Raw genomic sequence first — 22,304 nt, forward strand, 5'->3', positions numbered from 1 at the left:
GAACTCGGCCTGTGACCTGCCGCGCATGAGTTTTACCGTCCTGATCCCGGCCCGCCTCGCGTCCACCCGCCTGCCCGATAAACCGCTGGCCGATATCGCAGGCGTGCCCATGGTGGTCCGGGTGGCGCAGCGCGCCATCCAGAGTGGCGCAACCCGCGTGGTGGTGGCGGCTGACAGCCGCCAGATCGTGGCGGCCTGCGCCGCCTTTGGCGTGACCGCCGTGCTGACCCGTCCCGACCACCCGAGCGGCAGCGACCGGCTGGCCGAGGCCTGCGACCTGCTGGGACTCGGTGACGCGGAATGTGTGGTCAATGTCCAGGGCGACGAACCACTGATCGACCCGGCGCTGATTGATGCCGTGGCCCATCTGCTGGACCAGCGCAGCGACTGCGCCATGAGCACGGCCGCCCATGCCATCGCCAGCCTCGAGGAACTGCTGAACCCGAATGTCGTCAAGGTGGTGCTGGATGCACGCGACACGGCGCTGTATTTCAGCCGCGCGGCTATCCCGGCCGCGCGGGATTTTTCCGGCCAGGCCTGGTGGCAGGCCGGCCATGCTGCGCAGGATCTGCCGCCCCCATTGCGCCACGTGGGCATCTATGGCTACCGCGTCGGTTTCCTGCGGCAGTTTCCGGCCTTGCCCCAAGCGCCGCTGGAGCGGCTGGAACAACTCGAGCAGCTGCGCGCGCTCTGGCACGGCCATCGCATTGCAGTGCACGTCACCACGCAGGCACCCGGGCCTGGCGTCGACACCCCCGAGGACCTGGAGCGCGTGCGACGGCTGTTTGTGTAAGCTGCGCGCAGGGGGACGCATGCTATCCTCCAGATCAAAATAATGTGAGGCCGGGGCCGGCATCTGGCCACCTGCCCGCTGCCGAATTCATAAAAATCCAAGGACATCCATGAGACTGATTTTGTTGGGCGCGCCAGGCGCGGGCAAGGGAACGCAAGCGACCTTCATCTGCCAGAAATACGGCATCCCCCAGATTTCCACAGGCGACATGCTGCGTGCCGCCGTCAAGGCCGGCACGCCCCTCGGCATCGAAGCCAAAAAGATCATGGACGCCGGCGCGCTGGTCAGCGACGACCTGATCATCAACCTGGTCAAGGAACGTATCGCCCAGCCGGACTGCGCCCAGGGCTTTCTGTTCGACGGTTTTCCGCGCACCATTCCCCAGGCCGACGCAATGAAATCCGCCGGCGTGAAGCTGGACTACGTGCTGGAGATCGACGTGCCGTTTGAGGCCATCATCGAACGCATGAGCGGCCGTCGTTCGCACCCGGCCTCGGGCCGCACCTACCACGTCAAGTTCAACCCGCCCAAGGTGGAAGGCAAGGACGACATGACCGGCGAGCCGCTGATCCAGCGTGAAGACGACAAGGAAGAAACCGTGCGCAAGCGCCTCGAGGTCTACAGCGCGCAAACCCGTCCGCTGGTGGACTACTACTCGAGCTGGGCCAAGGCAGCGCCCGAAGCCGCGCCCAAATACCGCGCGATCAGCGGCATGGGCGGTGTGGATGAAATCACGGCCAGGGCCTTTGAAGCGCTATCGAACTGAGCGCTCTCACCGCACCCAAAAAAAGGCCGTCGACAGACGGCCTTTTTGCTGGGCGTCACTCACTGTCACTCACCGTCACTCAGGCCGGACTGGACCTCAGGCCATACGCCTTGCCGTCGACAAACAGGTATTCGGCGCGCAAAATCGCGTCCCCCTTCTCGCCGGCGAAGGTGAAGCCCAACACCGAAATCTGCGTGCCGGGCTTGATCTCCGCGACTTTCCAGGCCTGCAGGCGCGTCAAGGGCGCCAGCTCGATCTCCCAGCGCCTGTCCTTGCGCGTGGGCAGCATGGCTTTGGCCAGCAAGGCCTTGCCATCGACCGGGGCGCTCTGCGCCGGCAGCGCGCGCTGGGCAAGGTCGGCCGGCAGCTTCAGCGTGGCCGGCAATTCAATTTCCAGCTCGCCATGCGGGTTCTGCCAGAGGGACTTGAGCACCCTGCCTTCGAGGTAGATCGGCCGTTCCTGGTCAAAGCCGCTCCAGCCGTGGTGGGCCCGCGCAAAAGGCATCAGGCCGACACTGGAAACGGCACCTACGGCCCCGATCACGTCACGTCGTTTCATCTGTCAACTCCTTGAGGGATGGTTTGCTTAGAGATAGGCGATCCAGCGACCGCACGCCAGTATGGCCAGCCAGATCAGGGTGGACATCGCCATCTGCACGCGCGCCCAGACATCGAGTTTGCCGAGCGAGCCGCGTCCGTGGAACCAGGCTGCATTACACGCCGCGGTGAATAACAGCAGCATCTTCAGGGTAAAAGCCCGGTTGGCCAGCAATTCGCCCGGCTGGGACGCAAACATCAGCAGGCCGGACGCCGCAGCGATGACGAAGCCGCTGAGGGCAAGGCCCAGGCTCAGGCGCGCCAGGTCTTTCACCGGAAGGGCCGCGCCCAAGCCGAACACCCGCAGTTCCAGCAGCACCAGGTTGCCCAAGAGCAGCGCGATACCGGTGATATGGACCATCTCCAGCGCTGGGTAGGCCCACAGATGGGATCTGAGCTCGGCAAACATGTCGGTGTGGATCCCCCTGCGATGCGTCTGACTTTTAATGCGGCAACTTGACCGCCTGCCAGCCGGTGTGGTCGAAATACGTGCCATAGGTGTTCAGGCCCTGCGCGATTTTTACCACGCCTGATGCCCTGCTCTTGTCAGGCTGTTTGCCCTCTGCGGCTTCCGCGCCGTTCATCATGTCACCGATGATGATATGAAGTTGCGCATCCGCCTTGGGGTCAAGCTTGCAGTTTTAGGCGACCTGCACAGTGACTTCCCTGCCCAGCGCATCGTAGTCCGCCTTGCTGGCCTTGCCAGCGTGCGCTGCGGGCAAGGTGGTGGCAACGGATGACCTGATGGCGGTCATTGCCTGGCGTAAAGGGGCATCGGTCGCCCATTTCTTGCCAGCATTGAGTTCGATCTTTTGAGGCGCCGCGCCATCGTGCCCATGTTGATTGGCGGCCAGCGTTGCCAAAGGACTTGCCAGCGTTGCGACAATCAGTAAAGGTGTAAAAAATTTCATGGTTTTCTCCGGTTCAGTTGAAAATGCTCAGCCAAACATTTGCCTGGCTTCTTACTTAAACGAGCAAGGACCGAAGATGTTCCATTTTTTTACCAAGCCGTCCGGAAAACTGCCGCAGGACCGCATCAATCACGATGCAGCAGCTCCTCCTTCGTGGCTTCCTGCTCGTAACGACTGAGCAGCAAGGCCATCAGCCTGGCGCGCTGGCTTTCATTGAGCAAATCGCGTTCGGCCAGCAGTTGGCTGATCACGCGCTGTTGCTGCGCATCTTGCAAGGCGGCAATCCGGGCTTGCTCGGCATCAATCGCGGCTCGCTGCGGCGTGCCTGCAAAAATGTGCCGTACCAGCGTTTCACGATGCTTGCGAATCTCACGCCAGTTGGCTGCAATATCCTGCAAAAAAACAGGTTCGAGTTGCTGCCAGCGCTGGCGCTGCTCATTGCTCAGTTGAAGGTAATCCGGCAAATTCACAGGCGGCGTTTGCGTGGTGTTCGCATGCGGCGGGAACGGCCGCAATTGGTTGAAGACAACAGTAGCGATGATGCCGAGATTCAGCGACAGCGACACGGCCAGTAGCCATTTCCATGCGGTGCGGTTCATTGCATTCCTTTCGATAAGCGGCAGAGTTCAGCAGCGGCGCACAGTCCACCGGGCGGCACCGGATCGAACACGCGCACCATGCTTGCGGGCGGCGCGCCGCCGCCAAGCCGGCGGGCACCCAGTTCGACCAGAACGGCTGCGGGCGTCTTCGCACCGACCCGGCGCGCAGGCGGTCCTCGAGGCGCGCTCCAAGATTCAACCCCAGCGCCGGAGATGGCAGCGCGCCCAGGCTTTGCCGCAGCGCGCTAATCTCATCGAGCCGCAGCCGGCAGACCGGGCAGCCCGCCAAATGCGCGGCAAACCGTTCTTGGTCACGGGGCTTGAGCATGTGATCCGCGTAGGCGGAAAGGTCGTCATAGGGTGGGCAAGTCATGGCAATTTCTCCAGTCAGCACTTTGTGTTGCCGAGCAGCGTAGCGCGCGCCCGCGCAATACGCGACTTGACAGTTCCGGGATTCAGGTCGAGCACAACAGCAATCTCCTCGTAAGACATTTCCTCGATTTCCCGCAGCAACAGAATCTCGCGATGTTCGACCGGCAAGCGCAACAATGCTGCCTCCAGCATGCGCAGGCGCTGGGACGTTTCGAGGGCAGCATCGGGCCCCGGCGCAGGGTCGGCAATTTCCGCATCTTCGTCCAGCGCCACAAATTCGACGCGTTTGTGGCGTCGCAACAGATCGAAGGCGAAATTGCGCGATGCGAAACAGCCAGGTCTTGTAGAGCGCGTCCGGCCGCCAACGCGGCAGACCCTGATAAGCACGCAAGAACGTCTCCTGCGTCAAATCCAGCGCGTCGTCCTCCGAGCGGGTAAGCCGCACAAGAAAGCGATAGATACGGTCCTGATAGCGTGCCACCAACTCCGAAAACGCTGCGACATCACCGCGCTGGGCGCGCGATGCATTCGTCCTCGTCGAGGTGGCTGAAATTTCGCATGGTTGAAAGCTGATTTAACGAAGGGGCGCAAAAAAAGTTCCAACTCTCCAACTCTTGATCAGGCGATCAGCTGAAGCATCAGGTCCACACGTGCCTTCACCGGACTCAGACCCTGCGAATCCGCAATCGCGTCACCGTGCCTCGGCAACACCCTGCCCTCCAGGCAACGTGTGGCGCGAACCACGCGCACGCCGGCCGCCTGCGCTTCCAGCAAGGCCGCCTCGAGCTCATGGTGCAACGTGCCGTTGCCCGTCGCCGCCACCACCAGGCCCTGCACGCCCGCGGCCACCAGTGCCTGCACCACGCCGGCGCCGACGCCCGCGTAATTCATCACGATCTCGACGCGGGGCCAACCCAGCCCGTCCTGCTGCTCCACTACTTTTTTGATAGCGCCTGGCGCTTGATGGACGGGGGCTTCAGGCCAGTTTCTCACCATACGCAAACGCCCTTCCTCGACATAACCGACAGGCCCGGCATCGCCGGAGCTGAAGGCGTTGAGCCGGTAGGTATGCACCTTCTGCACGTCCGGCGCACCGTGAATGACGCCCGCGCACACGGCCAGCACGCCGCGTGCGCCGGGATGCGCGGCGACAGCCACCGCGTCCAGCAGGTTCTGTGGGCCGTCCGGCGCGAGCGCCGTGGCCGGACGCATCGCACAGGTCAGCACCACCGGCTTGCCGGGATGGAGCAACGCGTGCAGCAGCCAGGCGGTTTCCTCCAGCGTGTCGGTGCCGTGTGTCACGACGATGCCCTGCACATCGGGCTGCGCCAGAAAGTGGCTGACCCGCGCGGCGAGCCGGGCCCAGACCGCAAAACTCATGTCCTTGCTGTCGATTTGCGCCACCTGCTCGGTCACCAGATCGCAGGGGCCTTCGGCCAGGGCCGGCACGGCCTCGACCAGTTGGGCAATGCCCACCTGCGCGGCGGTGTAACCCGTATGGTCCGAGGCACTGGCGGCGGTGCCGGCAATCGTGCCGCCGGTACCCAGAATCACGATTTTTCTGTTCATAAGCGTTGAGACTTGCATTCTTTAAAAAACTGGATGAAAATACAGCTACTGGTTATTAAAACAGCTCGCCAAGGTTCTTCATCCCATTCTGGACGATGGAATCACCTTTTTGACAAGGAGCCCCGTGATGAGCAGCTTCAACGATTTTTCCGACATGCCCAAACTGACTGCACGCCAGCAGCAAATACTTGAACTGATTCAAAGCGCCATCGCCCGCACTGGCGCCCCGCCCACGCGGGCCGAAATCGCCAACGAACTCGGGTTCAAATCCGCCAACGCCGCCGAAGAACACCTGCAGGCGCTTGCCCGCAAAGGCGTGATCGAGCTGGTCAGCGGCACCTCGCGCGGCATCCGCCTGCGCAGCGACACTTTGCGCTCCATCAACGAGTCACGCATCAAACAGTTTTCCCTGCCGTTGCAAAGCCTGGCCCAACTCGCCCTGCCTCTGGTGGGGCGGGTTGCTGCTGGCAGCCCCATTCTCGCGCAGGAGCATGTGGACCACACCTATTATTTCGAAAGCAGCCTGTTCCAGCGCCAGCCCGACTACCTGCTGAAGGTGCGCGGCATGAGCATGCGCGATGCCGGCATCATGGATGGTGACCTGTTGGCCGTGCAGCAGACCAAGGAAGCCAAAAACGGGCAGATCGTGGTGGCGCGCCTGGGCGATGACGTCACCGTCAAACGGTTCCGCCGCAACAAGAACCTGATCGAGTTGCTGCCCGAAAACCCCGACTTCAAAACCATTGTGGTCGAGCCCGGCGATGCCTTCGAAATCGAGGGCCTGGCGGTGGGCCTGATACGCAACACCATGCTGATGTAGCCATGGTCCGGGCAGTGCGCATGCATGGACTGCCCATTTTTTTCCGCGCAACAGGTGGCGGGCGTTTGGTCGCGTGGACCAACACCCTGGTGCGGCGGTTGTTCAGTTTGCAATCCTGCCTGTGTTTACCTCTACTTCTGGAGTTCTCATGGGAATCGCCGTTTTTTCACGTTCACCCGCTCATTCACCCCTTTTGTCCCTGCTGCTCTCGCCGCTGCAGGCGCTTGCCTCTCTGCTGCGGCCGGTACAGCCAGTGACCCCCTTGCCCGCATTTGTCGCGGCATCACGGCGCGAGGCGACGGGTGAATTACCGGTGGCCCTCAAAGCCATGGCCACCAGCGCCCGCCACGCATCCGTGGCAGGCCACAAGCCTTGTCAAACCGTGGCCAAGGCCACGTCGCCGCGCCGGCTGAAAATCGTCCGCGAATTTGAGGCCGGCGTGAGTCCTTCATGCGCCGGCCGCATGGTCATTTCGGGCCGCATGGCCGATGTCTGCGCCGAGCTCGATCGCATGGCCCAACGAGAGGCAGCTGTACAGTCCGCCTGAAGAACCTGGCGGGTCGGGTGCCCTGGCGCCCGCCCCGTCCCAAGCCGTAGAAACCGTTGGCGGCACTTGCTGTCGCGCAGCCGCCGGCAACATGGAAGGACCGCTACTTCCTTTCCGGGACTGCTACACCCCTTCATGCCCGTGCCGCGTCCCCGAGGGAAAACTTGCAGGCACAATATCGGCATGAATATTGTGATCCTTGACGACTACCAGGATGCGGTGCGCAAGCTCGCCTGTGCCGCGAAACTCGACGCTTACCAAGCCAAGGTCTACACCAACACCGTCAAGGGCATCGGCCAACTGTCCGTACGGCTCAAGGATGCCGATGTGGTCGTGCTGATCCGTGAGCGGACGCATTTGCCACGCCAGCTGATTGAGAAACTGCCCAAGCTCAAGATGATCGCGCAGACCGGCCGCGTCGGAAGTCATGTCGATGTCGGCGCCTGTACCGAGCGTGGCATTGTCGTCGCCGAGGGCGTGGGATCACCCACGGCACCGGCAGAACTCACCTGGGCCCTGATCATGGCCGCCATGCGCCGGATTCCGCACTATGTCTCGCACCTCAAGCACGGCGCCTGGCAGCAGGCAGGCCTGAAAAACGCCTCGATGCCGCCCAACTTCGGCATCGGTTCGGTACTCAAGGGCAAGACCCTGGGCATCTGGAGCTACGGCAAGATCGGCCAGATTGTTGCCGGTTATGGCCGCGCTTTCGGCATGCGCGTGCTGGTGTGGGGCAGTCAGGCCTCGCGCGCACGTGCCCAGGCCGATGGTTATGAAGTAGCCCTTTCCAAGAACGAATTTTTCAGGGACAGCGATGTGCTCAGCCTGCACCTGCGGCTGCAGGACGACACACGCGGGGCAGTCACCCTGGAAGACCTGGCGCAGATGAAAACCTCGTCCGTGCTGGTCAACACCTCACGCGCCGAATTGATCGAACCCGAAGCACTGATTGCCAGCCTGAACCGCGGGCGCCCGGGAGTGGCGGCCGTCGATGTATTCGAGTCTGAACCCATCCTGCAGGGACATGCCTTGCTGCGCCTGGAGAACTGCATCTGCACGCCGCATATCGGTTATGTGGAGCAGGAAAGCTACGAGATGTATTTCAGCTCTGCCTTCGACAACGTGGTCAACTTCATCAAGGGCACGCCCACCAACATCGTCAACCCCGGCGCATTGCAGGTACGGCGTTGAAGGTCAAAGGGCGCAAGGCCGCGAGCGCAGGCGGCCCCGGTGGCAGGCGGTTATAGACCCGGACGCTCAGAGTCGGGATTTGTCGACATCGTCGGGCCGGTAGCCCGTGTCGTAGTCATCAAAGTCCACCAGGGAATCCAGCCCCGTCGGCCTCACGGAGTTGGGCGCAATGGACAACGGTGAGGCCGCACCGGTACGCTGGCCGTCCCTGCGCCGTGCCGCGTGCGGCAGTTCCGCAAGGCTGGCGGGGGAATCGGCCCGTACAGGTTCCATTCGGGAAGCACGCCCCGTCGATGGAGTCCTGGCCGTTGCCTGGTTGTCCGCAGGCTTGCTGTCGCTGCCGTCTGACAGCCGGGTCAGGTCGATGTCCAGACCCAGGCGCGGCGAAGACCTCGGCTGCATGGCCAGATCGGGCCACTGGGTGTCGCCGCCGCGGCCGACCGAGCCGGATTCAAGTTCGATGATTTCGCGGCCCACGGCATACAGCAGCAGCAGTTCGCGATACTCCTCCAGGGCCAGCACCTCTGCGCCGTCGCCAGGCTCCCGAAACAGGGCCTCTTCAATGATCCTGAAGACCTGCCGCGTCGGCCACGCGGCCTGGATCTGCAACAAAATGGTGGCATAAGCGGCGCCTCCCGCACTGGCCGGCACGTAACGGTCGAAGGGCACAATCCGGGTGTTGAAAACCTTGTTGACATCGTCACGCAGGTCCTCGTAGTCCTGCACATTGCCGGTCTGGTGGTAGAGATCCAGCAGGTCCAGATAAATCAGCGCACTGGTTTTGACGTTGTCGACCAGGTGCTTGCGCAACAGCGCGATGGCATTGGCCTGCTGCCCCAGGGAGCTGAAAAACTCCACCTGCTGCTGAAGATCGAACAGTTCTGGAACCTTGACGGTCCGCGGCACGAAAGGCACGCTGACCGAGAAACGGGGGCGATCGCGGGGCGGCAGCGACGGGATGGAGTCGGCCGCTGGATAGCGGGACGCGCGCCTGAGCTCGTCGAAAAGCGACTCATTGACGTCGAGATCAGCGGTCCGGCTTGCAGCCGCCATCGGCAAGCCTGTCGAGAGGCCGGATTCCGGGCTGAAAGTGCTGTGCTCGGAGGAAGAGACGGTGCCCGCTGCCTGGGCGGTGGAGCGCAGGTACAACACGAAAAGCAGGCCCATGACCGCGAGGGAACAAAGAGCAGCCAGGCCATACACAACCACCTTGCCAAATCGCGCATTCTCGGCCTGCTCGAGTTGATGCCGGTTTTCGGCCAGCGCCGCCTGGTTGCGCATCATGTCTGCACGCAACTGGCGAAGCTCTGCTTCCAGCGTCTGGACCTTATTGCCGTCTGCTGTGCCGGCCACCGCTGACTGCGCCGGTGGTGCGCCCGCAGAAAGTGGCTGCGGATCTGCCGCCGCAAGCGTGGTTTGCAGACTGGCCCCCACCGCGCGCGGTTTGGTTGCCGCCAGCACCACATAACGGCGTATGGTTTTTTGTACGCACCCGGCACGCAGATGCACGGTGACCACGGGTCCTTCGACGGGTGTCGCAGAGCGGATATGGACCAGCCAGTCCTGGGCGGTGGCGCCCTTTTCCGGCGTTATCCGGACACTGGCCTTGTCGAGCGGCTTGTCCACGTAGAAAACATCGGCTTCAAGACACAGCGCCTGCGGGTCATCCCCGGTGTCAAGCATCAGCTGCATGGAAAGATCCAGCGGCTGGCCCAGCACGGCCGACCGGGTGCTGGGCCCCAATGTCACCGCCAAAGCACCCGCCGACAGACACAGCCACAGGCCCCCTGTCAGCAGGGCACGGTGTGGGAGTGGATGCAAAAAGGTGTTCACTTGGCTGATTCTGGCATGTCCGGCCCCTGCAGGAAGTGCAGGCAGAGGTCACTTGAACGAAAAAAAGACACGGCCCCGGGCCGACCCGTCTGCCCCCGCAGCCCACGTCCCCGCACCTTGGTGGATAAAACCGTCGCACAAGTCTAACTCTCGACCCATGACCGCGCAAACGACGCGGGCCCTGCGAACGCCCCTCCAGCAGGATGTGGAACGCGGTCCGGGCTGCTGGATAATACTTTTCCATGAAACCTCTTTTTAAAACTGTTGGCCTGGTTGGCACGGGCGCCATGGGCCGGGGCATTGCACAAATCGCCGCGCAGGCGGGCAGCACCGTCAAGCTGTTCGACACCCAGGCGGGTGCAGCCGACAAGGCGCGCGACGCACTGGCGGCGCAATGGGGCAAACTGGTGGACAAGGGCCGCCTCGACAGCGGCCTGGCCACCGGCCACAAAGCCCGCCTGCTGCGCGCCGACACACTTGAAGATCTGGCCGATTGCGACCTCGTTATCGAAGCGGTCGTAGAACGCCTGGATGTGAAGAAATCACTGTTTTTGTCGCTGGAAAGTGTTGTTTCCGAACAAACCATCCTGGTGAGCAACACGTCCTCGCTGTCCGTCACGGCCATTGCCGCCGGACTCAAGCACCCGGGGCGTTTTGCCGGCTACCATTTTTTCAACCCTGTTCCGCTGATGAAGGTGGTCGAGGTGATTGCCGGCCTCAAGACGGACGCCGCAACCTGCAGCGCGCTGGCCGACTATGCGCGGCAAATGGGCCACACGCCGGTGCAGGCCCAAGACACACCGGGCTTCATCGTCAACCACGCCGGACGGGCCTACGGCACCGAGGCCCTGCGCATTGTCAGCGAAGGCATTGCCGATTTCGCCACCATCGACCGCATCCTCAAGGACCAGGCCGGCTTCAAGCTCGGGCCGTTTGAACTGATGGACCTGACCGCGCTTGATGTCTCGCACCCGGTGATGGAGTCGGTGTACCACCAGTATTACGAGGAACCGCGCTACCGCCCCAGCGTGATCACGGCGCAGCGTCTGGCCGGCGGCCTGCTGGGCCGCAAAACCGGCGAAGGGTTTTACCGCTACACCGACGGCGCCGCACAAACCCCTGCAGAGCCGGCCGTGCCCGTGGTGGCCGAGATGCCCCCGGTCTGGGTGTCGCCCCGGGCGGCGCGCCGATCGGAGCTGCTGCAACTGCTCAAGAACCTCGGCGCCAGCATAGAGACCGGCGCGTCACCTTCGATGCATGCACTCGTACTGGTAGCGCCCCTGGGCTTTGACATCACCACCGTGGCCGTGGTCGAGCGGCTCGACCCCGCACGCACGGTGGGCATCGACATGCTGATCGACGACGCAGCCTGCAAGCGCCGCGTGCTGGCGACCAACCCTGCGACCCGCAGCGACATGCGTGACGCCGCGCACGCGCTGTTTGCGCGCGACGGCAAGGCCGTCAGCGTGATTCGCGACAGCGGCGGCTTTGTCACACAGCGTGTGGTGGCCGCCATCGTCAACATTGCCAGCGACATCTGCCAGCAGGGCATCTGCAGCCCCAAAGACCTGGAGACCGCCGTCACGCTGGGCTTGGGCTATCCCATGGGTCCGCTCGCCATGGGTGACCGTTACGGTCCCACCAACATCCTCGAAGTGCTGTTCAACATGCAGACCGTGTACGGCGATCCGCGTTACCGCCCTTCCCCGTGGCTGCGCCGCCGCGGCGCGATTGGCCTCAGCCTGATGCACGAAGAGGCATGAAGCACCCCCGTCGGACGCGCACTGCGTGTAGCGCCTTCCCCCCTCGAGGGGGCGGCGCCTGTGGACCGGCAAAGCCGGTTCCACGGCCCCCGTTGTTGCGGGAACGCATTTCCTGCCCATTCCCCATTTCTCTGTATTGGAAAAACTGACATGGCAGGCGCACTCAAAAGCACCAGCGACGGCGCCACCTTGGTGCTGACCCTGAGCAACCCGGAATTCAAGAATGCACTCGGGCCGGAAATCTATGCCGCGGGCGTGGAAGCGCTCAACGCGGCCGAGAACAACCCCGACATCCGCAGCGTGGTCATCACCGGCGAAGGCGGCAACTTCTGCGCCGGCGGCAACCTGCATCGCCTGCAGGGCAACCGGCAACTGCCCATGGAAGTGCAGGCCCAGAGCATCAATGGGCTGCACAGCTGGATCGACTCGATACGCACCTTCCCGAAACCGGTGATTGCCGCGGTCGAGGGCGCCGCGGCCGGTGCCGGTTTTTCCCTGGCATTGGCCTGCGACTTCGTGGTCGCCGCAGACAACGCTGTTTTTGTGATGGCTTACAGCAGCGTCGCGCTGTCGCCTGACGGCGGCGGCAGCTGGGCCCTGAGCCGGGCTCTGCCGCGCGCGCTGGTCGCGGAGCTGCTGATGTGCGGTGAGCGCATAGGCGCACCGCGTCTCCATGCGCTCGGCCTGGTCAACCGCAGCGTCGCCGCCGGTGATGCGCTCAGCGAGGCACTGAAACTGGCCGACACGCTCAATGCGCGTGCGCCCAATGTACTGGCCAGCATCAAGGAACTCATCAATGACGCTCAGGCCAACACCCTGAGCCAGCAGCTGGACGCCGAACGCGGGCATTTCGTGCGCAACCTCCACCATCCCAATGGCGGCGAAGGCATTGCGGCCTTTCTGGAAAAGCGGCCGCCGGTCTACGACTGAGCGGCCGCGGGAACGCCGCCCGTGCTTGCGCACGGGGCGGGCGGCCGGGACACCGAGGCGACAGATGGCGGCCTGTGGCATCGTCGCTGGCGCGACAATAGCTTTCTTGTGAGTCACCCAAAAGACAGGCTATGGACGATCCCATTCTTACGATAGATGAAAGAGAGGCCATCAACGGTGGCCGCTGGTTTTCATCCCTATCCCCCTCACTCAGGCACGACATACTTCGATGCGCTTACGTCCAACGTTTCAAGGATGGCGAACTGATCGCCGCCCGCGGCGACCCGCCGGAACAATGGATTGCCTGCGCCAAGGGCGCAGTACGCGTGAGTTCGACCTCGATTTCAGGCAAGCAGATCACGCTGACCTATGTGGAGCCCGGCATCTGGTTCGGCGACGTGGCGATCTTCGACGGCGACCGGCGCACACACGACGCCTATGCGCATGGCGAGACCACCATCCTGTGTGTGGCCAAGGCCGACTTCAAGAAAATCCTGGCCGCGCACGTGGAACTGTACGAAGCCATGCTGCGCCTGCATGCGCGCCGCATCCGCCAGCTGTACGGCCTGGTGGAAGACCTCAACACCCTGCCCCTGCGCGCGCGCCTGGCCAAGCAACTGCTGCACCTGGTGCGCAGCTACGGCGTCAGCAGCCTGAGCGACGGGCACGAGGTGCGCATCGGTTTGCAACTGGCGCAGGAAGAACTGGCGCAGCTGCTGGGTGCCTCGCGTCAGCGCGTGAACCAGGAACTCAAAGCCATGGAGCGCGAAAATGCCATCCGCATCGAGCCGGGTGGCCTGGTGGTGCGCAACCGCGAAGCGCTCATGCGTATTTCTGAAGCCGACCTGGAAAAATAAAGCAATGAGCAACTTTGACCATTTCCTGGGCACCCGCGAAGTCTCGGGCCAGCACGCTTTTGACATGGAAGCGCTGAGCGCCTACCTCGAGAAGCACCTGCCGGGTTTCCAGGGACCGCTGAGCGCCGAAATCTTCAAGGGCGGCCAGTCCAACCCGACCTACAAGCTGATCACGCCGCAGCGCTCGTACGTGATGCGCGCCAAGCCGGGGCCGGTCGCGAAACTGCTGCCTTCGGCCCACGCGGTCGAGCGCGAGTTCAAGGTCATGACCGGCCTGCAGGGCACCGACGTGCCGGTCGCCAAGATGTACTGCCTGTGCGAAGACGAGGCCGTGATAGGCCGCGCCTTCTACGTGATGGAGTTTGTCGAGGGTCGCGTCCTGTGGGACCAGGCCTTGCCGGGCATGACGAATGCCCAGCGCGGCGATATCTACCGGGAAATGAACCGCGTCATTGCCGCCCTGCACAAGGTCAAGTTCGCCGAGCGCGGGCTGGCCGACTACGGCAAACCCGGCAATTATTTCGAGCGCCAGATCGGACGCTGGAGCAAGCAATACACCGCCTCCATCACGCAGCCCATCCCCGAGATGGACGCACTCATGAAGTGGCTGCCCGAAAACATGCCCGCCAGCGCGCGTGACGAAACCATGGTTTCCATCGTGCATGGCGACTTCCGCCTCGACAACCTGATGTTCCACCCGACCGAACCGCGCGTGCTCGCCGTGCTGGACTGGGAACTCTCGACCCTCGGCCATCCACTGGCCGACTTCAGCTACCACTGCATGGCCTGGCACATTCCGCCCGGTGCTTTTCGCGGCATCGGCGGCCTGGACGTGGCCAGCCTGGGCATTCCGCTTGAATCCGAGTACATCCGCCTGTACTGCGAACGCACCGGGTTTGCCAGTCCCGAGCTGATCAAGGCCGACTGGAATTTCTACCTCGCCTACAACCTGTTCCGGCTCGCGGCTATTTTGCAGGGCATCGCCAAGCGGGTTGAAGCCGGCACCGCGGCGAGCGCCCAGGCCGTCGCCTCCGCCAAAGGCGCTCCCGCGCTGGCTCGCATGGCCTGGGACTTTGCGCAGAAGAGCCAATCACAGAGCGCCTGACCGCCCTCACCCTTTACGACGACGCCACTCCAGGAGATAACGATGGAATTCAACTACACCCCCAAAGTCCAGGAACTGCAAGCCCGCCTGCTGGCTTTCATGGACCAGCATGTTTACCCGAACGAGGCGCGTTTCTTCCGCGAGATAGCGGAGAACCGCGCCAAGGGCAATCCGTGGATTCCGACCACCATCATCGAGGAACTCAAGCCCAAGGCCCGCGCGGCCGGCTTGTGGAATCTGTTCCTTCCACATTCGCCGCGTGCACCGGAAGGCCTGTCCAACCTCGAGTACGCGCCGCTGTGCGAAATCATGGGCCGCGTGCCGTTTGCGCCCGAGATCTTCAACTGCTCGGCACCCGACACCGGCAACATGGAAACGATCGCCCGCTACGGCTCGGAAGCCAACAAGGACCGCTGGCTGGAACCCCTGCTCAAGGGCGAGATCCGTTCCGCCTTCCTGATGACCGAGCCCGAAGTGGCCTCGTCCGACGCCACCAACATCCAGTGCAGCATCGTGCGTGACGGTGACGACTATGTGATCAATGGCCTGAAATGGTGGTCGTCGGGCGCCGGCGACCCACGCTGCGCGATTTACATCGTCATGGGCAAAACCAACCCCGACGCGGGCCGCCACGAGCAGCAGTCCATGATCCTGGTGCCAGCCAATGCACCCGGCATCACCGTGATCCGACCGCTCAGCGTGTTCGGTTACGACGATGCGCCGCACGGCCACATGGAGGTGCGCCTGACCAACGTACGTGTACCGGCGACCAACCTGCTGCTTGGCGAAGGCCGCGGCTTTGAAATCGCGCAAGGCCGCCTTGGCCCCGGACGCATCCACCATTGCATGCGCAGCATTGGCATTGCCGAACGTGCACTGGAACTGATGTGCAAGCGCCTGAACACCCGTGTCGCTTTCGGCAAGCCGGTGGCACGCCAGTCGGTCTGGCATGAACGCATTGCCGACGCACGCTGCATGATCGACCAGGCCAGGTTGCTGACGCTGAAAGCTGCCTACATGATGGACACCGTCGGCAACAAGATCGCCAAGGCCGAAATCGCCATGATCAAGGTCGTCGCGCCCAACATGGCTTGCCAGATCATTGACTGGGCCATTCAGGCGCACGGCGGCGGCGGCGTGTCCGATGACTTCCCGCTGGCCTATGCCTACGCCCACCAGCGCACCCTGCGACTGGCCGACGGCCCCGATGAAGTGCACCGCGCCTCGCTCGCCAAACTGGAACTGGCCAAACACCTGGCCATGCCCGGCGAAGTCGAGATGCCGATCACCCGCGGCAGCTGATTGAGAAAACCGGGCGCTGATTAGCTATAAAAATAATAGCTTAATGCGCCCGTATTTGTTGGGCTCAAGCCATTTTTTACTCGAATCAGAGGAGGGTATCCGTCGATAGGCCGGCCAGCGCCGACTCACAGGCGCTGGTGTACACGATCGCCGCATGTTGCAGCGTGGCGATGCTGGGCGGGCTGTACTGCATGCGCAGGTAGGCCTTGCCGCGCAACAGCATCAGGATGAACGGGGTTTGCACATCCAGGCCCGGCGCGGGCCAGTGGAGCAGCAGTTCGGCCAGGTTGCTGTCCAGCCATGCCAGGGCATTTTCGCGCCGGTCGGCCAGCACGGTGTAACGCTCCCAGAATTCGGGCACCAGGCTGCTCCAGCCGACTTCGTCATACATCGCGAGCCAGCGCATTTCCTCGGGCAGACTGGGGTCGGCCGTGGTCTGCAGCGTGTCGGTGTAAATCGCGTAGGCGCGTTTTTCCAGCGATTCCTTGAGGGGCCGGTTCATGATGAGCACCGCCGCATCTTCGTTGATGTCCAGCATCGCACGGGCGCGGAGTTCCTCGCCGACGATGTAGTCGCGTGATGCCGCCCCGCTCTCCAGCTTCCAGCTCTTGCCGCGCACCTTGCCGGTCAGCACAACACCGGCGCCCTTGCCCTGGCTGGAGTAACTGAAGCCGTGCGTGCTGGCCCACTCCGACACCGGGTCGGACCTTGCCGCTTCCAGCGGCTGAGTCTCGCTTCGCACAAAAACTTTTTTCAGGCGCTCAAACATGATTCCGGCTTTTCTCTTAAAGTGCTTGAGAACTCGTCCACCCGCCAGCAAGACGGCGCGGACAGCCTCTTTTCCATCATAGTTCCAAAGGTTGCGCTCATGCTCAAAGTCTATTCCTGGCCCACCCCCAACGGCCACAAGGTCCACATCATGCTGGAAGAATGCGGCTTTCGTCTCGGGCGCGACTGGGAAGCGGTTCCGGTCGACATCGGCGCCGGCGACCAGTTCAGGCCCGAGTTCCTGGCCATCAGCCCGAACAACAAGATTCCCGCGCTGGTGGACCCCGAGGGGCCGGACGGCAAGCCCATGGCGCTGTTCGAATCCGGCGCCATCCTGCTGTACCTGGCAGCCAAAACCGGCAAGTTCCTGCCCAAGAGCGACCGGTTGAAGTTCCAGGTCCTGCAGTGGCTGATGTTCCAGATGGGCAGCGTCGGCCCCATGATCGGACAGACCCACCACTTCCGCCAGTACGCGCCCGAGAAAATCGATTACGCGATCAACCGCTACACCAACGAGACCCGACGGCTCTACGGTGTGATGAACCAGCAACTGGCGGGCAGCAAGTTCATCGCCTGCAACCAGTACACGGTGGCCGACATCGCCATCTTCCCGTGGCTGCGCAACTGGGAAAACCACGGCATCGACTGGGCCGACTACCCGCACCTGAAAAAATGGTTTGATGTCATCGCTGCCCGGCCTGCCGTGCAGCGCGGCGTCAAGGTGCTGGCCGAGCTGCGCCGCCCCATCACCGACGACAAATCGCGGGACATCCTGTTCGGTAAAACGCAATACCAGAAACGCTGAATCTCCCGCCACCGACTGCAGCCCGTGAAATAATTCAGCGCAGCGCGCAGCGGGCTGCGTGTTCGGGCTATAATCTTGAACTTGTCGGAGTGTGGCGCAGTCTGGTAGCGCACCTGGTTTGGGACCAGGGGGTCCAAGGTTCGAATCCTTGTACTCCGACCAAAAAAATCCAAAAAAGCTCACTCTGTGGGCTTTTTTCGCATCTGCGTTTACATTCGCCTGTAGCCGCTTTTTCTGCCCGTAGCTCAGTTGGATAGAGCATCAGCCTTCTAAGCTGAGGGTCGGGGGTTCGATCCCCTCCGGGCAGACCACCACCACCACTCCACTACCGTCATCCAAAACCGTTCAAAATGGCGCTAGACCGTCTGTGCTGAAAGGATCTCGCATGGCAGTAAAAATCATAAGACTGGGTACCGCCCAAAGCAGCGGAGAAGGCCTGCGCATAGGCACCGTGCGGCGCCCGCCGCGCGGCGTGCCCAAAAGTGAATTCGCCTCGCAGGACTGGTACGACGTCTGGTACCCCAACCTGGCCCCCAGCGCGGAGACCATGAAACTGGGCCAGTCGGTGGAGACGGAAAAGGACTGGGTGGCGTTCAGCAAAAAATACCGCGCCGAGATGAACGAGCCGGATGCCAGCCGCAACCTGGACCTGCTGGCGGCGCTGTCGCACCAAACGAATTTTTCGATGGGTTGTTATTGTGAAAATGAAGCGCGCTGCCACCGCTCTCTGCTTCGCGGATTGCTCAGCGAGCGCGGCGCGACCATCGTTTAATGGATTCATTGCACTGAGACTAAATAAAGACTATATTCAGTCCATGCGTTACTCCACCCAAATCAAACCCATCAGCTATCTCAAGGCAAACGCCGCTCAAGTTCTGCGAGACATTGCCGAGCAGCGCGAGCCTATGGTGATTACCCAGAATGGTGAAGCCACAGCCGTCATCCAGGACATCGCTTCCTATGAAAACAATCAGGAAACACTGGCCCTGCTGAAAATCCTGGCGCTCGGCAACCAGCAAATCGAGCAAGGCCGGGTTGTTCCGGCGGCTGAAGCCATCGCGCGCATCCGCCAGCGTGCTACCAAAATCCAAAGACTAAGCAGAAATGACGAGCAAACCGGCGCGGTATGAAGTCGTGCTGACCGAGGACGCGCAACGCGACCTGGAAGAAATCTGCGACTACATTGCCGAGCACGATGCCTCTGCGAAGGCGGCCCATGTGCTGGCAGCCATAGAGAAACTGCTGGCCACGCTAGCGCTATTCCCTGAACGCAGCCCCATCACCAAGGAACTGCTGTCAGTCGGTATCCGTGACTATCGGGAGACCTACTTCAAGCCCTACCGCGTGATTTACCGCATCGTCAACCGGCGGGTCTATGTGTACCTGATCGTGGATGGCAGGCGCGACATGCAAGCCTTGTTGATGCGCCGGCTCCTTCGTAGCTAGCGCAGCAACTCACTATGCTGAGACTCCTTCTCAAAGCTTCACGTACTCGTACTCCACCGCGTTCGCGTTGATGCCGCGATCCGGCGGTGCAATCCAGCCGGCCATCTTGCCAGGTTCGGTGACGCGCTGCATCAGGCTGTGGATGAAGGTCTTGTCTTCGTCCGTCGGCAGCCAGGCGTCTTTTTTCGCCTCAAACTCGGCGGCGCTGATGGGGTTGCCCTGCGGGTCGGTGTGGGCGGCCGACCAGGCGCCCACGCTGCGGCGAAAACGCGAGTTCGGCAGGCCCAGTTCGAAGTCCACGCCGGCACGTTTGATGGCCATGTTCCAGCGCGTCACGCCGACATTGCAGTCTTTCACGTATTCCAGGCGCGTGATTTCGTTCATGCCGTTGCGGGTGGAAATGGTTTCATTCTTCAGGCCGCCCTTGCCGTCCGGCACCTGGATGGTCATTTCGCTTTCGAGCTCGACGTGGTCGGCAAACTTGGCTTCATCGGGCCGGCCCTTGATACCGTTGCTGAAGTAGTTGGCGGCATTCGACGAGGCCTCCGAGCCGAACAGGTCCAGCGAGGAGGTGAACCAGAAGTTCATGAATTTCTGGATGGTCGGCAAGTCGATCACGCCGGCCTTGCGCAAGGTGTCCACGTTGTCGGTGTCCAGCTCTTTCATGACTTCCAGCGTGCGCTTGATCACGCGGCCGATGCCGGTCTCGCCGACAAACATGTGGTGCGCTTCTTCCGTCAGCATGAAGCGCGTGGTGCGGGCCAGCGGATCAAAGGCGCTTTCGGCGAATGACTTGAGCTGGAACTTGCCGTCGCGGTCGGTGAAGTAGGTGAACATGAAGAAACTCAGCCAGTTGTCCATGGGCTCGTTGAAGGTGCCCAGGATGCGCGGCTTGTCGGCGTCGCCGCTGTGGCGCGTCAACAGCTCTTCGGCCTCCTCGCGCCCATCACGGCCGAAGTGGGCATGCAGCAGGTAGACCATGGCCCAGAGGTGGCGGCCTTCCTCGACGTTGACCTGGAACAGGTTGCGCAGGTCGTACAAACTGGGCGCGGTGTGGCCCAGCAGGCGCTGCTGCTCGACGGACGCCGGCTCGGTGTCGCCCTGGGTCACGATCAGGCGGCGGAAGGCGCTGCGGTACTCGCCCGGCACTTCCTGCCAGACGTCCTCACCCATGTGGTCGCCAAAGCCGATTTTCCGGTTTTCTTCCTGGTCGGCCAGGAAGATACCCCAGCGGTAGTCGGGCATGGGGGTGTAGCCGTAGCTGGCCCAGCCGGAAGCGTCCACGCCGACGGCGGTGCGCAGGTAGACCTCCTTGGCATTGAAGTCGCTCGGGCCCATTTCGTCCCACCAGCTCATGAAGGCCGGCTGCCAGTGCTCGAGCGCACGCTGCAGCTGGCGGTTTTCGCCGAGGTTGACGTTGTTGGGGATCAGGGCTTGCAGGTCAATGGTGCTCATGGTGTTGTCCTTGAAAATCTACAAAACAGGTGACCAGTTCCCTCGCCCTTTGGGAGAGGGTCAGGGTGAGGGGGTCTGCGGCGTTGAACGCGGCAACGGGGAGCCCTCACCCCTGCCCTCTCCCAGAGGGAGGGAGTAAAAAAAAATCAGATCCTTTTCCAGTCGAATTTGGCCTTCTTGCCGGTGCCGAAGAGCTTGAGGGCACCCTCTTCGCCCACCGCATTCGGGCGGATGAAAATCCAGTTCTGCCAGGCGCTGAGCCGACCGAACACACGGGTCTCCATGGTCTCCTTGCCGGGAAAGCGCAGCGAGGCCTCCATGCCGGTCATGGCGTCGGGCGACATGGACGCACGCTCTTCCAGCATGATGCGGATCTCGTCGTCCCAGTCGATGTCGTCGGGGCTCAGGGTGACCAGACCCAGCGCCAACGCCTGGTCGGCACGCAGCGGGCTGTCGCCGAGTTTTTGCAGCTGCGCGATGGTGGCCTCGTCTTCATAAAACCGGGTCTGCAGCCGCGTCAGGTGATTGACGGCCGGGAACCAGCCAAAGTTGGCGGGGCTCAGCTGCAGCGCGGGCGCAGCGTCGGGCGAATCCGGCAGGTCCAGCATGTAGATGCGGTCGCAGGCCAGCGCCAGTTCGTAAAACGTGCCGGCGAAACAGGAGCCGGTATCGACCAGCGCAATCAGCGATCGGCTGGTCACGTCCAGCCGCGCCAGCGTGCGGCGCAGCGCGCCTGTGGTTTCCTTGACCAGCCAGTGGTCCTTCAGTCTGGCCAGCACCTCGTCCATGCGGATCACCTGGCCGGCGTCGCCCTGCGTCTTGATGACCCAGGTACCGACTTCGAGTTCGTTGGTGCGCAGGTTCAGGATGGCGTCGTCGAGTTCACGCTGCAGCTTGAGCGGGTACCAGTGGGCGCCGGCGGCTTCGATGGCTTCCGGCGTGGACTCAATGGCGGCGGCCGGTGCCTTGACGGTAAGGGTGGCGATGCGTTTTTCGCGGTCCACCTGCGCATCGACCACGCTGTAGTGGTAGCCGGCATCGTCGATCACCACCTTGAGTGGCGTCAGTTCAATGCCTTTTGACCCCGCAGCCCTCGTGGAATGGGCGCGAAGCGCTTCTATTTCAGTAGCAAGCAAGGCGCCGAACTGTTGCGGCTTGGCATACGCGTCGATCAGCTTCCAGTCTTTGGCGCGGTCGGCGCGCACGCCTTCGGACGTGGTGCAGAAGATGTCGGCCAGGTCGCGGCGCACCTTGCGCTTGTCGGTCACGCGCGTCAGGCCACCGGTGCCCGGCAAGACGCCGAGCAAAGGCACCTCGGGCAGGCTCACCGTGCTGGAGCGGTCGTCGACCATCACGATGCGGTCGCAGGCCAGTGCCAGCTCGTAACCGCCGCCGGCGCAAGCGCCGGTGACCGATGCGATGGCTTTCAGGCCGTCATGGCGCGAGGAGTCTTCCAGGCCGTTGCGGGTTTCGTTGGTGAACTTGCAGAAGTTGACCTTCCAGCCGTGCGTGGACAGGCCCAGCATGTAGATGTTGGCGCCCGAGCACCAGATCTTTTCCTTGCCCGACTCAAACACCACCACCTTGACGGCCGGGTGCTCGAAACGGATGCGGTTGATCGCGTCGTGCAGCTCGATGTCCACGCCGAGGTCGTAGCTGTTGAGCTTGAGCTTGTAGCCGGGCTTGATGCCGCCGTCTTCATTGATGTCGAGCTTCAGGCGGGCCACGTCGCCCTCCACGCTCAGTGTCCAGTGCTGGTACTTGGTCGGGTGGGTGGCAAAGCTCACGAGCTCGCGCTCCTGGCCTTCGATCACCTGCTTGAATAACAGCGGTTCAGTCATGGCATTCATCGTGGTCTCCTGTGTTTCAGTTGGT

26 protein-coding genes, 2 tRNA genes and 1 pseudogene are annotated in these 22,304 nt (G+C 62.6%); 16 read left to right on the forward strand and 13 right to left on the reverse strand.

Annotation, left to right across the window (positions count from 1 at the left end; translation table 11 throughout):
• The first annotated feature begins 25 nt into the window (after positions 1-25).
• Together kdsB and adk are read left to right on the forward strand one after the other, a co-directional pair.
• Positions 26-793 carry a 3-deoxy-manno-octulosonate cytidylyltransferase gene (gene kdsB / locus B7G52_RS11350; protein WP_096697709.1) on the forward strand — a complete coding sequence of 256 codons (768 nt, stop codon included), beginning with the start codon at positions 26-28 and terminating at the stop codon, positions 791-793.
• A gap of 109 nt (positions 794-902) precedes the next feature.
• Positions 903-1,559 carry an adenylate kinase gene (adk, locus tag B7G52_RS11355; RefSeq protein ID WP_096697710.1) on the forward strand — a complete coding sequence of 219 codons (657 nt, stop codon included), beginning with the start codon at positions 903-905 and terminating at the stop codon, positions 1,557-1,559.
• A gap of 79 nt (positions 1,560-1,638) precedes the next feature.
• On the opposite strand, the gene B7G52_RS11360 is transcribed toward adk, so the two are convergent.
• The 9 genes and pseudogenes from B7G52_RS11360 to B7G52_RS11390 form a co-directional block, all read right to left on the reverse strand.
• Positions 1,639-2,118 (reverse strand): DUF6152 family protein, encoded by a 480-nt coding sequence (locus tag B7G52_RS11360; protein WP_096697711.1) that lies wholly within the window; start codon positions 2,116-2,118, stop codon positions 1,639-1,641.
• 27 nt (positions 2,119-2,145) lie between these two features.
• Positions 2,146-2,565, reverse strand: a complete 420-nt coding sequence (locus B7G52_RS11365) for a hypothetical protein (RefSeq protein WP_096697712.1) — start codon at positions 2,563-2,565, stop codon at positions 2,146-2,148.
• A gap of 34 nt (positions 2,566-2,599) precedes the next feature.
• Positions 2,600-2,743, reverse strand: a complete 144-nt coding sequence (locus B7G52_RS24075; RefSeq protein WP_240523409.1) for a hypothetical protein — start codon at positions 2,741-2,743, stop codon at positions 2,600-2,602.
• Positions 2,744-2,797: 54 nt separating this feature from the next.
• The gene (locus B7G52_RS24080) at positions 2,798-3,067 is read right to left on the reverse strand and encodes a hypothetical protein (protein WP_240523410.1); all 270 of its coding nucleotides are present in this window, start codon (positions 3,065-3,067) and stop codon (positions 2,798-2,800) included.
• A 125-nt stretch (positions 3,068-3,192) separates the two neighbouring features.
• Entirely contained in the window at positions 3,193-3,621 is a 429-nt protein-coding gene (locus tag B7G52_RS11375) for a periplasmic heavy metal sensor (RefSeq protein WP_240523413.1), read from the reverse strand.
• Positions 3,503-4,039, reverse strand: a complete 537-nt coding sequence (locus tag B7G52_RS11380) for an anti-sigma factor (RefSeq protein WP_371329017.1) — start codon at positions 4,037-4,039, stop codon at positions 3,503-3,505. The genes B7G52_RS11375 and B7G52_RS11380 overlap by 119 nt, the downstream gene beginning before the upstream one ends.
• A 14-nt stretch (positions 4,040-4,053) precedes the next feature.
• Entirely contained in the window at positions 4,054-4,425 is a 372-nt protein-coding gene (locus B7G52_RS24085; RefSeq protein ID WP_371329016.1) for an RNA polymerase sigma factor, read from the reverse strand.
• A pseudogene (locus B7G52_RS24445) lies at positions 4,406-4,519 on the reverse strand (sigma factor); the annotation flags it as partial. The pseudogene B7G52_RS24445 and the gene B7G52_RS24085, both read right to left, overlap by 20 nt.
• Positions 4,520-4,656: 137 nt before the next feature.
• Positions 4,657-5,607, reverse strand: coding sequence for an asparaginase (locus B7G52_RS11390; protein ID WP_096697714.1), 951 nt, complete (start codon positions 5,605-5,607; stop codon positions 4,657-4,659).
• A 127-nt stretch (positions 5,608-5,734) separates the two neighbouring features.
• On the opposite strand from B7G52_RS11390, the gene lexA reads away from it, so the two are divergent.
• The 3 genes from lexA (at position 5,735) to B7G52_RS11405 (ending at position 8,165) form a co-directional block, all read left to right on the forward strand.
• Entirely contained in the window at positions 5,735-6,427 is a 693-nt protein-coding gene (gene lexA / locus B7G52_RS11395; RefSeq protein ID WP_170954752.1) for a transcriptional repressor LexA, read from the forward strand.
• 148 nt (positions 6,428-6,575) lie between these two features.
• On the forward strand, positions 6,576-6,974 hold the full coding sequence (locus B7G52_RS11400; protein ID WP_096697715.1) for a hypothetical protein: 399 nt from the start codon (positions 6,576-6,578) through the stop codon (positions 6,972-6,974).
• Between the two features lie 183 nt (positions 6,975-7,157).
• Positions 7,158-8,165, forward strand: coding sequence for a D-2-hydroxyacid dehydrogenase family protein (locus tag B7G52_RS11405; protein WP_096697716.1), 1,008 nt, complete (start codon positions 7,158-7,160; stop codon positions 8,163-8,165).
• A gap of 66 nt (positions 8,166-8,231) precedes the next feature.
• Here B7G52_RS11405 and B7G52_RS11410 read toward each other — a convergent pair whose 3' ends face one another.
• Positions 8,232-9,998 carry an emp24/gp25L/p24 family protein gene (locus tag B7G52_RS11410; RefSeq protein WP_096697717.1) on the reverse strand — a complete coding sequence of 589 codons (1,767 nt, stop codon included), beginning with the start codon at positions 9,996-9,998 and terminating at the stop codon, positions 8,232-8,234.
• Positions 9,999-10,240: 242 nt separating this feature from the next.
• Between B7G52_RS11410 and B7G52_RS11415 the strand changes: the two genes are divergently transcribed.
• From B7G52_RS11415 to B7G52_RS11435, 5 genes are all read left to right on the forward strand, one after another.
• A complete protein-coding gene (locus B7G52_RS11415) occupies positions 10,241-11,761 on the forward strand; it encodes a 3-hydroxyacyl-CoA dehydrogenase (RefSeq protein ID WP_096697718.1) in 1,521 nt (506 codons plus the stop codon).
• Between the two features lie 150 nt (positions 11,762-11,911).
• Positions 11,912-12,691 carry an oxepin-CoA hydrolase, alternative type gene (locus B7G52_RS11420; protein ID WP_096697719.1) on the forward strand — a complete coding sequence of 260 codons (780 nt, stop codon included), beginning with the start codon at positions 11,912-11,914 and terminating at the stop codon, positions 12,689-12,691.
• Between the two features lie 131 nt (positions 12,692-12,822).
• Positions 12,823-13,548, forward strand: a complete 726-nt coding sequence (locus B7G52_RS11425; protein ID WP_096697720.1) for a Crp/Fnr family transcriptional regulator — start codon at positions 12,823-12,825, stop codon at positions 13,546-13,548.
• Positions 13,549-13,552: 4 nt separating this feature from the next.
• Positions 13,553-14,653, forward strand: coding sequence for a phosphotransferase (locus B7G52_RS11430; RefSeq protein ID WP_096697721.1), 1,101 nt, complete (start codon positions 13,553-13,555; stop codon positions 14,651-14,653).
• A 42-nt stretch (positions 14,654-14,695) separates the two neighbouring features.
• Positions 14,696-15,955: an acyl-CoA dehydrogenase family protein gene (locus tag B7G52_RS11435; protein WP_096697722.1), complete on the forward strand. Its 1,260-nt coding sequence runs from the start codon at positions 14,696-14,698 to the stop codon at positions 15,953-15,955.
• Between the two features lie 85 nt (positions 15,956-16,040).
• On the opposite strand, the gene B7G52_RS11440 is transcribed toward B7G52_RS11435, so the two are convergent.
• The gene (locus tag B7G52_RS11440) at positions 16,041-16,697 is read right to left on the reverse strand and encodes a hypothetical protein (protein ID WP_240523411.1); all 657 of its coding nucleotides are present in this window, start codon (positions 16,695-16,697) and stop codon (positions 16,041-16,043) included.
• A gap of 126 nt (positions 16,698-16,823) precedes the next feature.
• On the opposite strand from B7G52_RS11440, the gene B7G52_RS11445 reads away from it, so the two are divergent.
• The 6 genes from B7G52_RS11445 to B7G52_RS11470 all read left to right on the forward strand — a co-directional run bounded on the left by B7G52_RS11445 (position 16,824) and on the right by B7G52_RS11470 (position 18,974).
• Complete coding sequence (locus B7G52_RS11445; RefSeq protein ID WP_096697752.1) at positions 16,824-17,528, forward strand: glutathione binding-like protein; 705 nt, start codon at positions 16,824-16,826, stop codon at positions 17,526-17,528.
• An 85-nt stretch (positions 17,529-17,613) separates the two neighbouring features.
• Positions 17,614-17,690 (forward strand) — tRNA-Pro (locus B7G52_RS11450).
• Between the two features lie 72 nt (positions 17,691-17,762).
• Positions 17,763-17,839, forward strand: a tRNA-Arg gene (locus B7G52_RS11455).
• Between the two features lie 74 nt (positions 17,840-17,913).
• Positions 17,914-18,300 carry a DUF488 domain-containing protein gene (locus tag B7G52_RS11460; protein ID WP_096697724.1) on the forward strand — a complete coding sequence of 129 codons (387 nt, stop codon included), beginning with the start codon at positions 17,914-17,916 and terminating at the stop codon, positions 18,298-18,300.
• Between the two features lie 43 nt (positions 18,301-18,343).
• On the forward strand, positions 18,344-18,658 hold the full coding sequence (locus B7G52_RS11465; RefSeq protein ID WP_096697725.1) for a type II toxin-antitoxin system Phd/YefM family antitoxin: 315 nt from the start codon (positions 18,344-18,346) through the stop codon (positions 18,656-18,658).
• Positions 18,633-18,974 (forward strand): type II toxin-antitoxin system RelE/ParE family toxin, encoded by a 342-nt coding sequence (locus B7G52_RS11470; RefSeq protein WP_096697726.1) that lies wholly within the window; start codon positions 18,633-18,635, stop codon positions 18,972-18,974. Before B7G52_RS11465 ends, B7G52_RS11470 begins: the two co-directional genes overlap by 26 nt.
• Before the next feature lie 30 nt (positions 18,975-19,004).
• Here the strand turns inward: B7G52_RS11470 and boxB are convergent, their stop codons facing one another.
• Together boxB and boxC are read right to left on the reverse strand one after the other, a co-directional pair.
• On the reverse strand, positions 19,005-20,429 hold the full coding sequence (gene boxB / locus B7G52_RS11475; RefSeq protein ID WP_096697727.1) for a benzoyl-CoA 2,3-epoxidase subunit BoxB: 1,425 nt from the start codon (positions 20,427-20,429) through the stop codon (positions 19,005-19,007).
• Positions 20,430-20,575: 146 nt separating this feature from the next.
• On the reverse strand, positions 20,576-22,270 hold the full coding sequence (gene boxC / locus B7G52_RS11480) for a 2,3-epoxybenzoyl-CoA dihydrolase (protein ID WP_371329018.1): 1,695 nt from the start codon (positions 22,268-22,270) through the stop codon (positions 20,576-20,578).
• Between the last annotated feature and the right edge of the window lie 34 nt (positions 22,271-22,304).

This window comes from Polaromonas sp. AER18D-145, from assembly GCF_002379095.1.
Classification (GTDB): domain Bacteria; phylum Pseudomonadota; class Gammaproteobacteria; order Burkholderiales; family Burkholderiaceae_C; genus Polaromonas.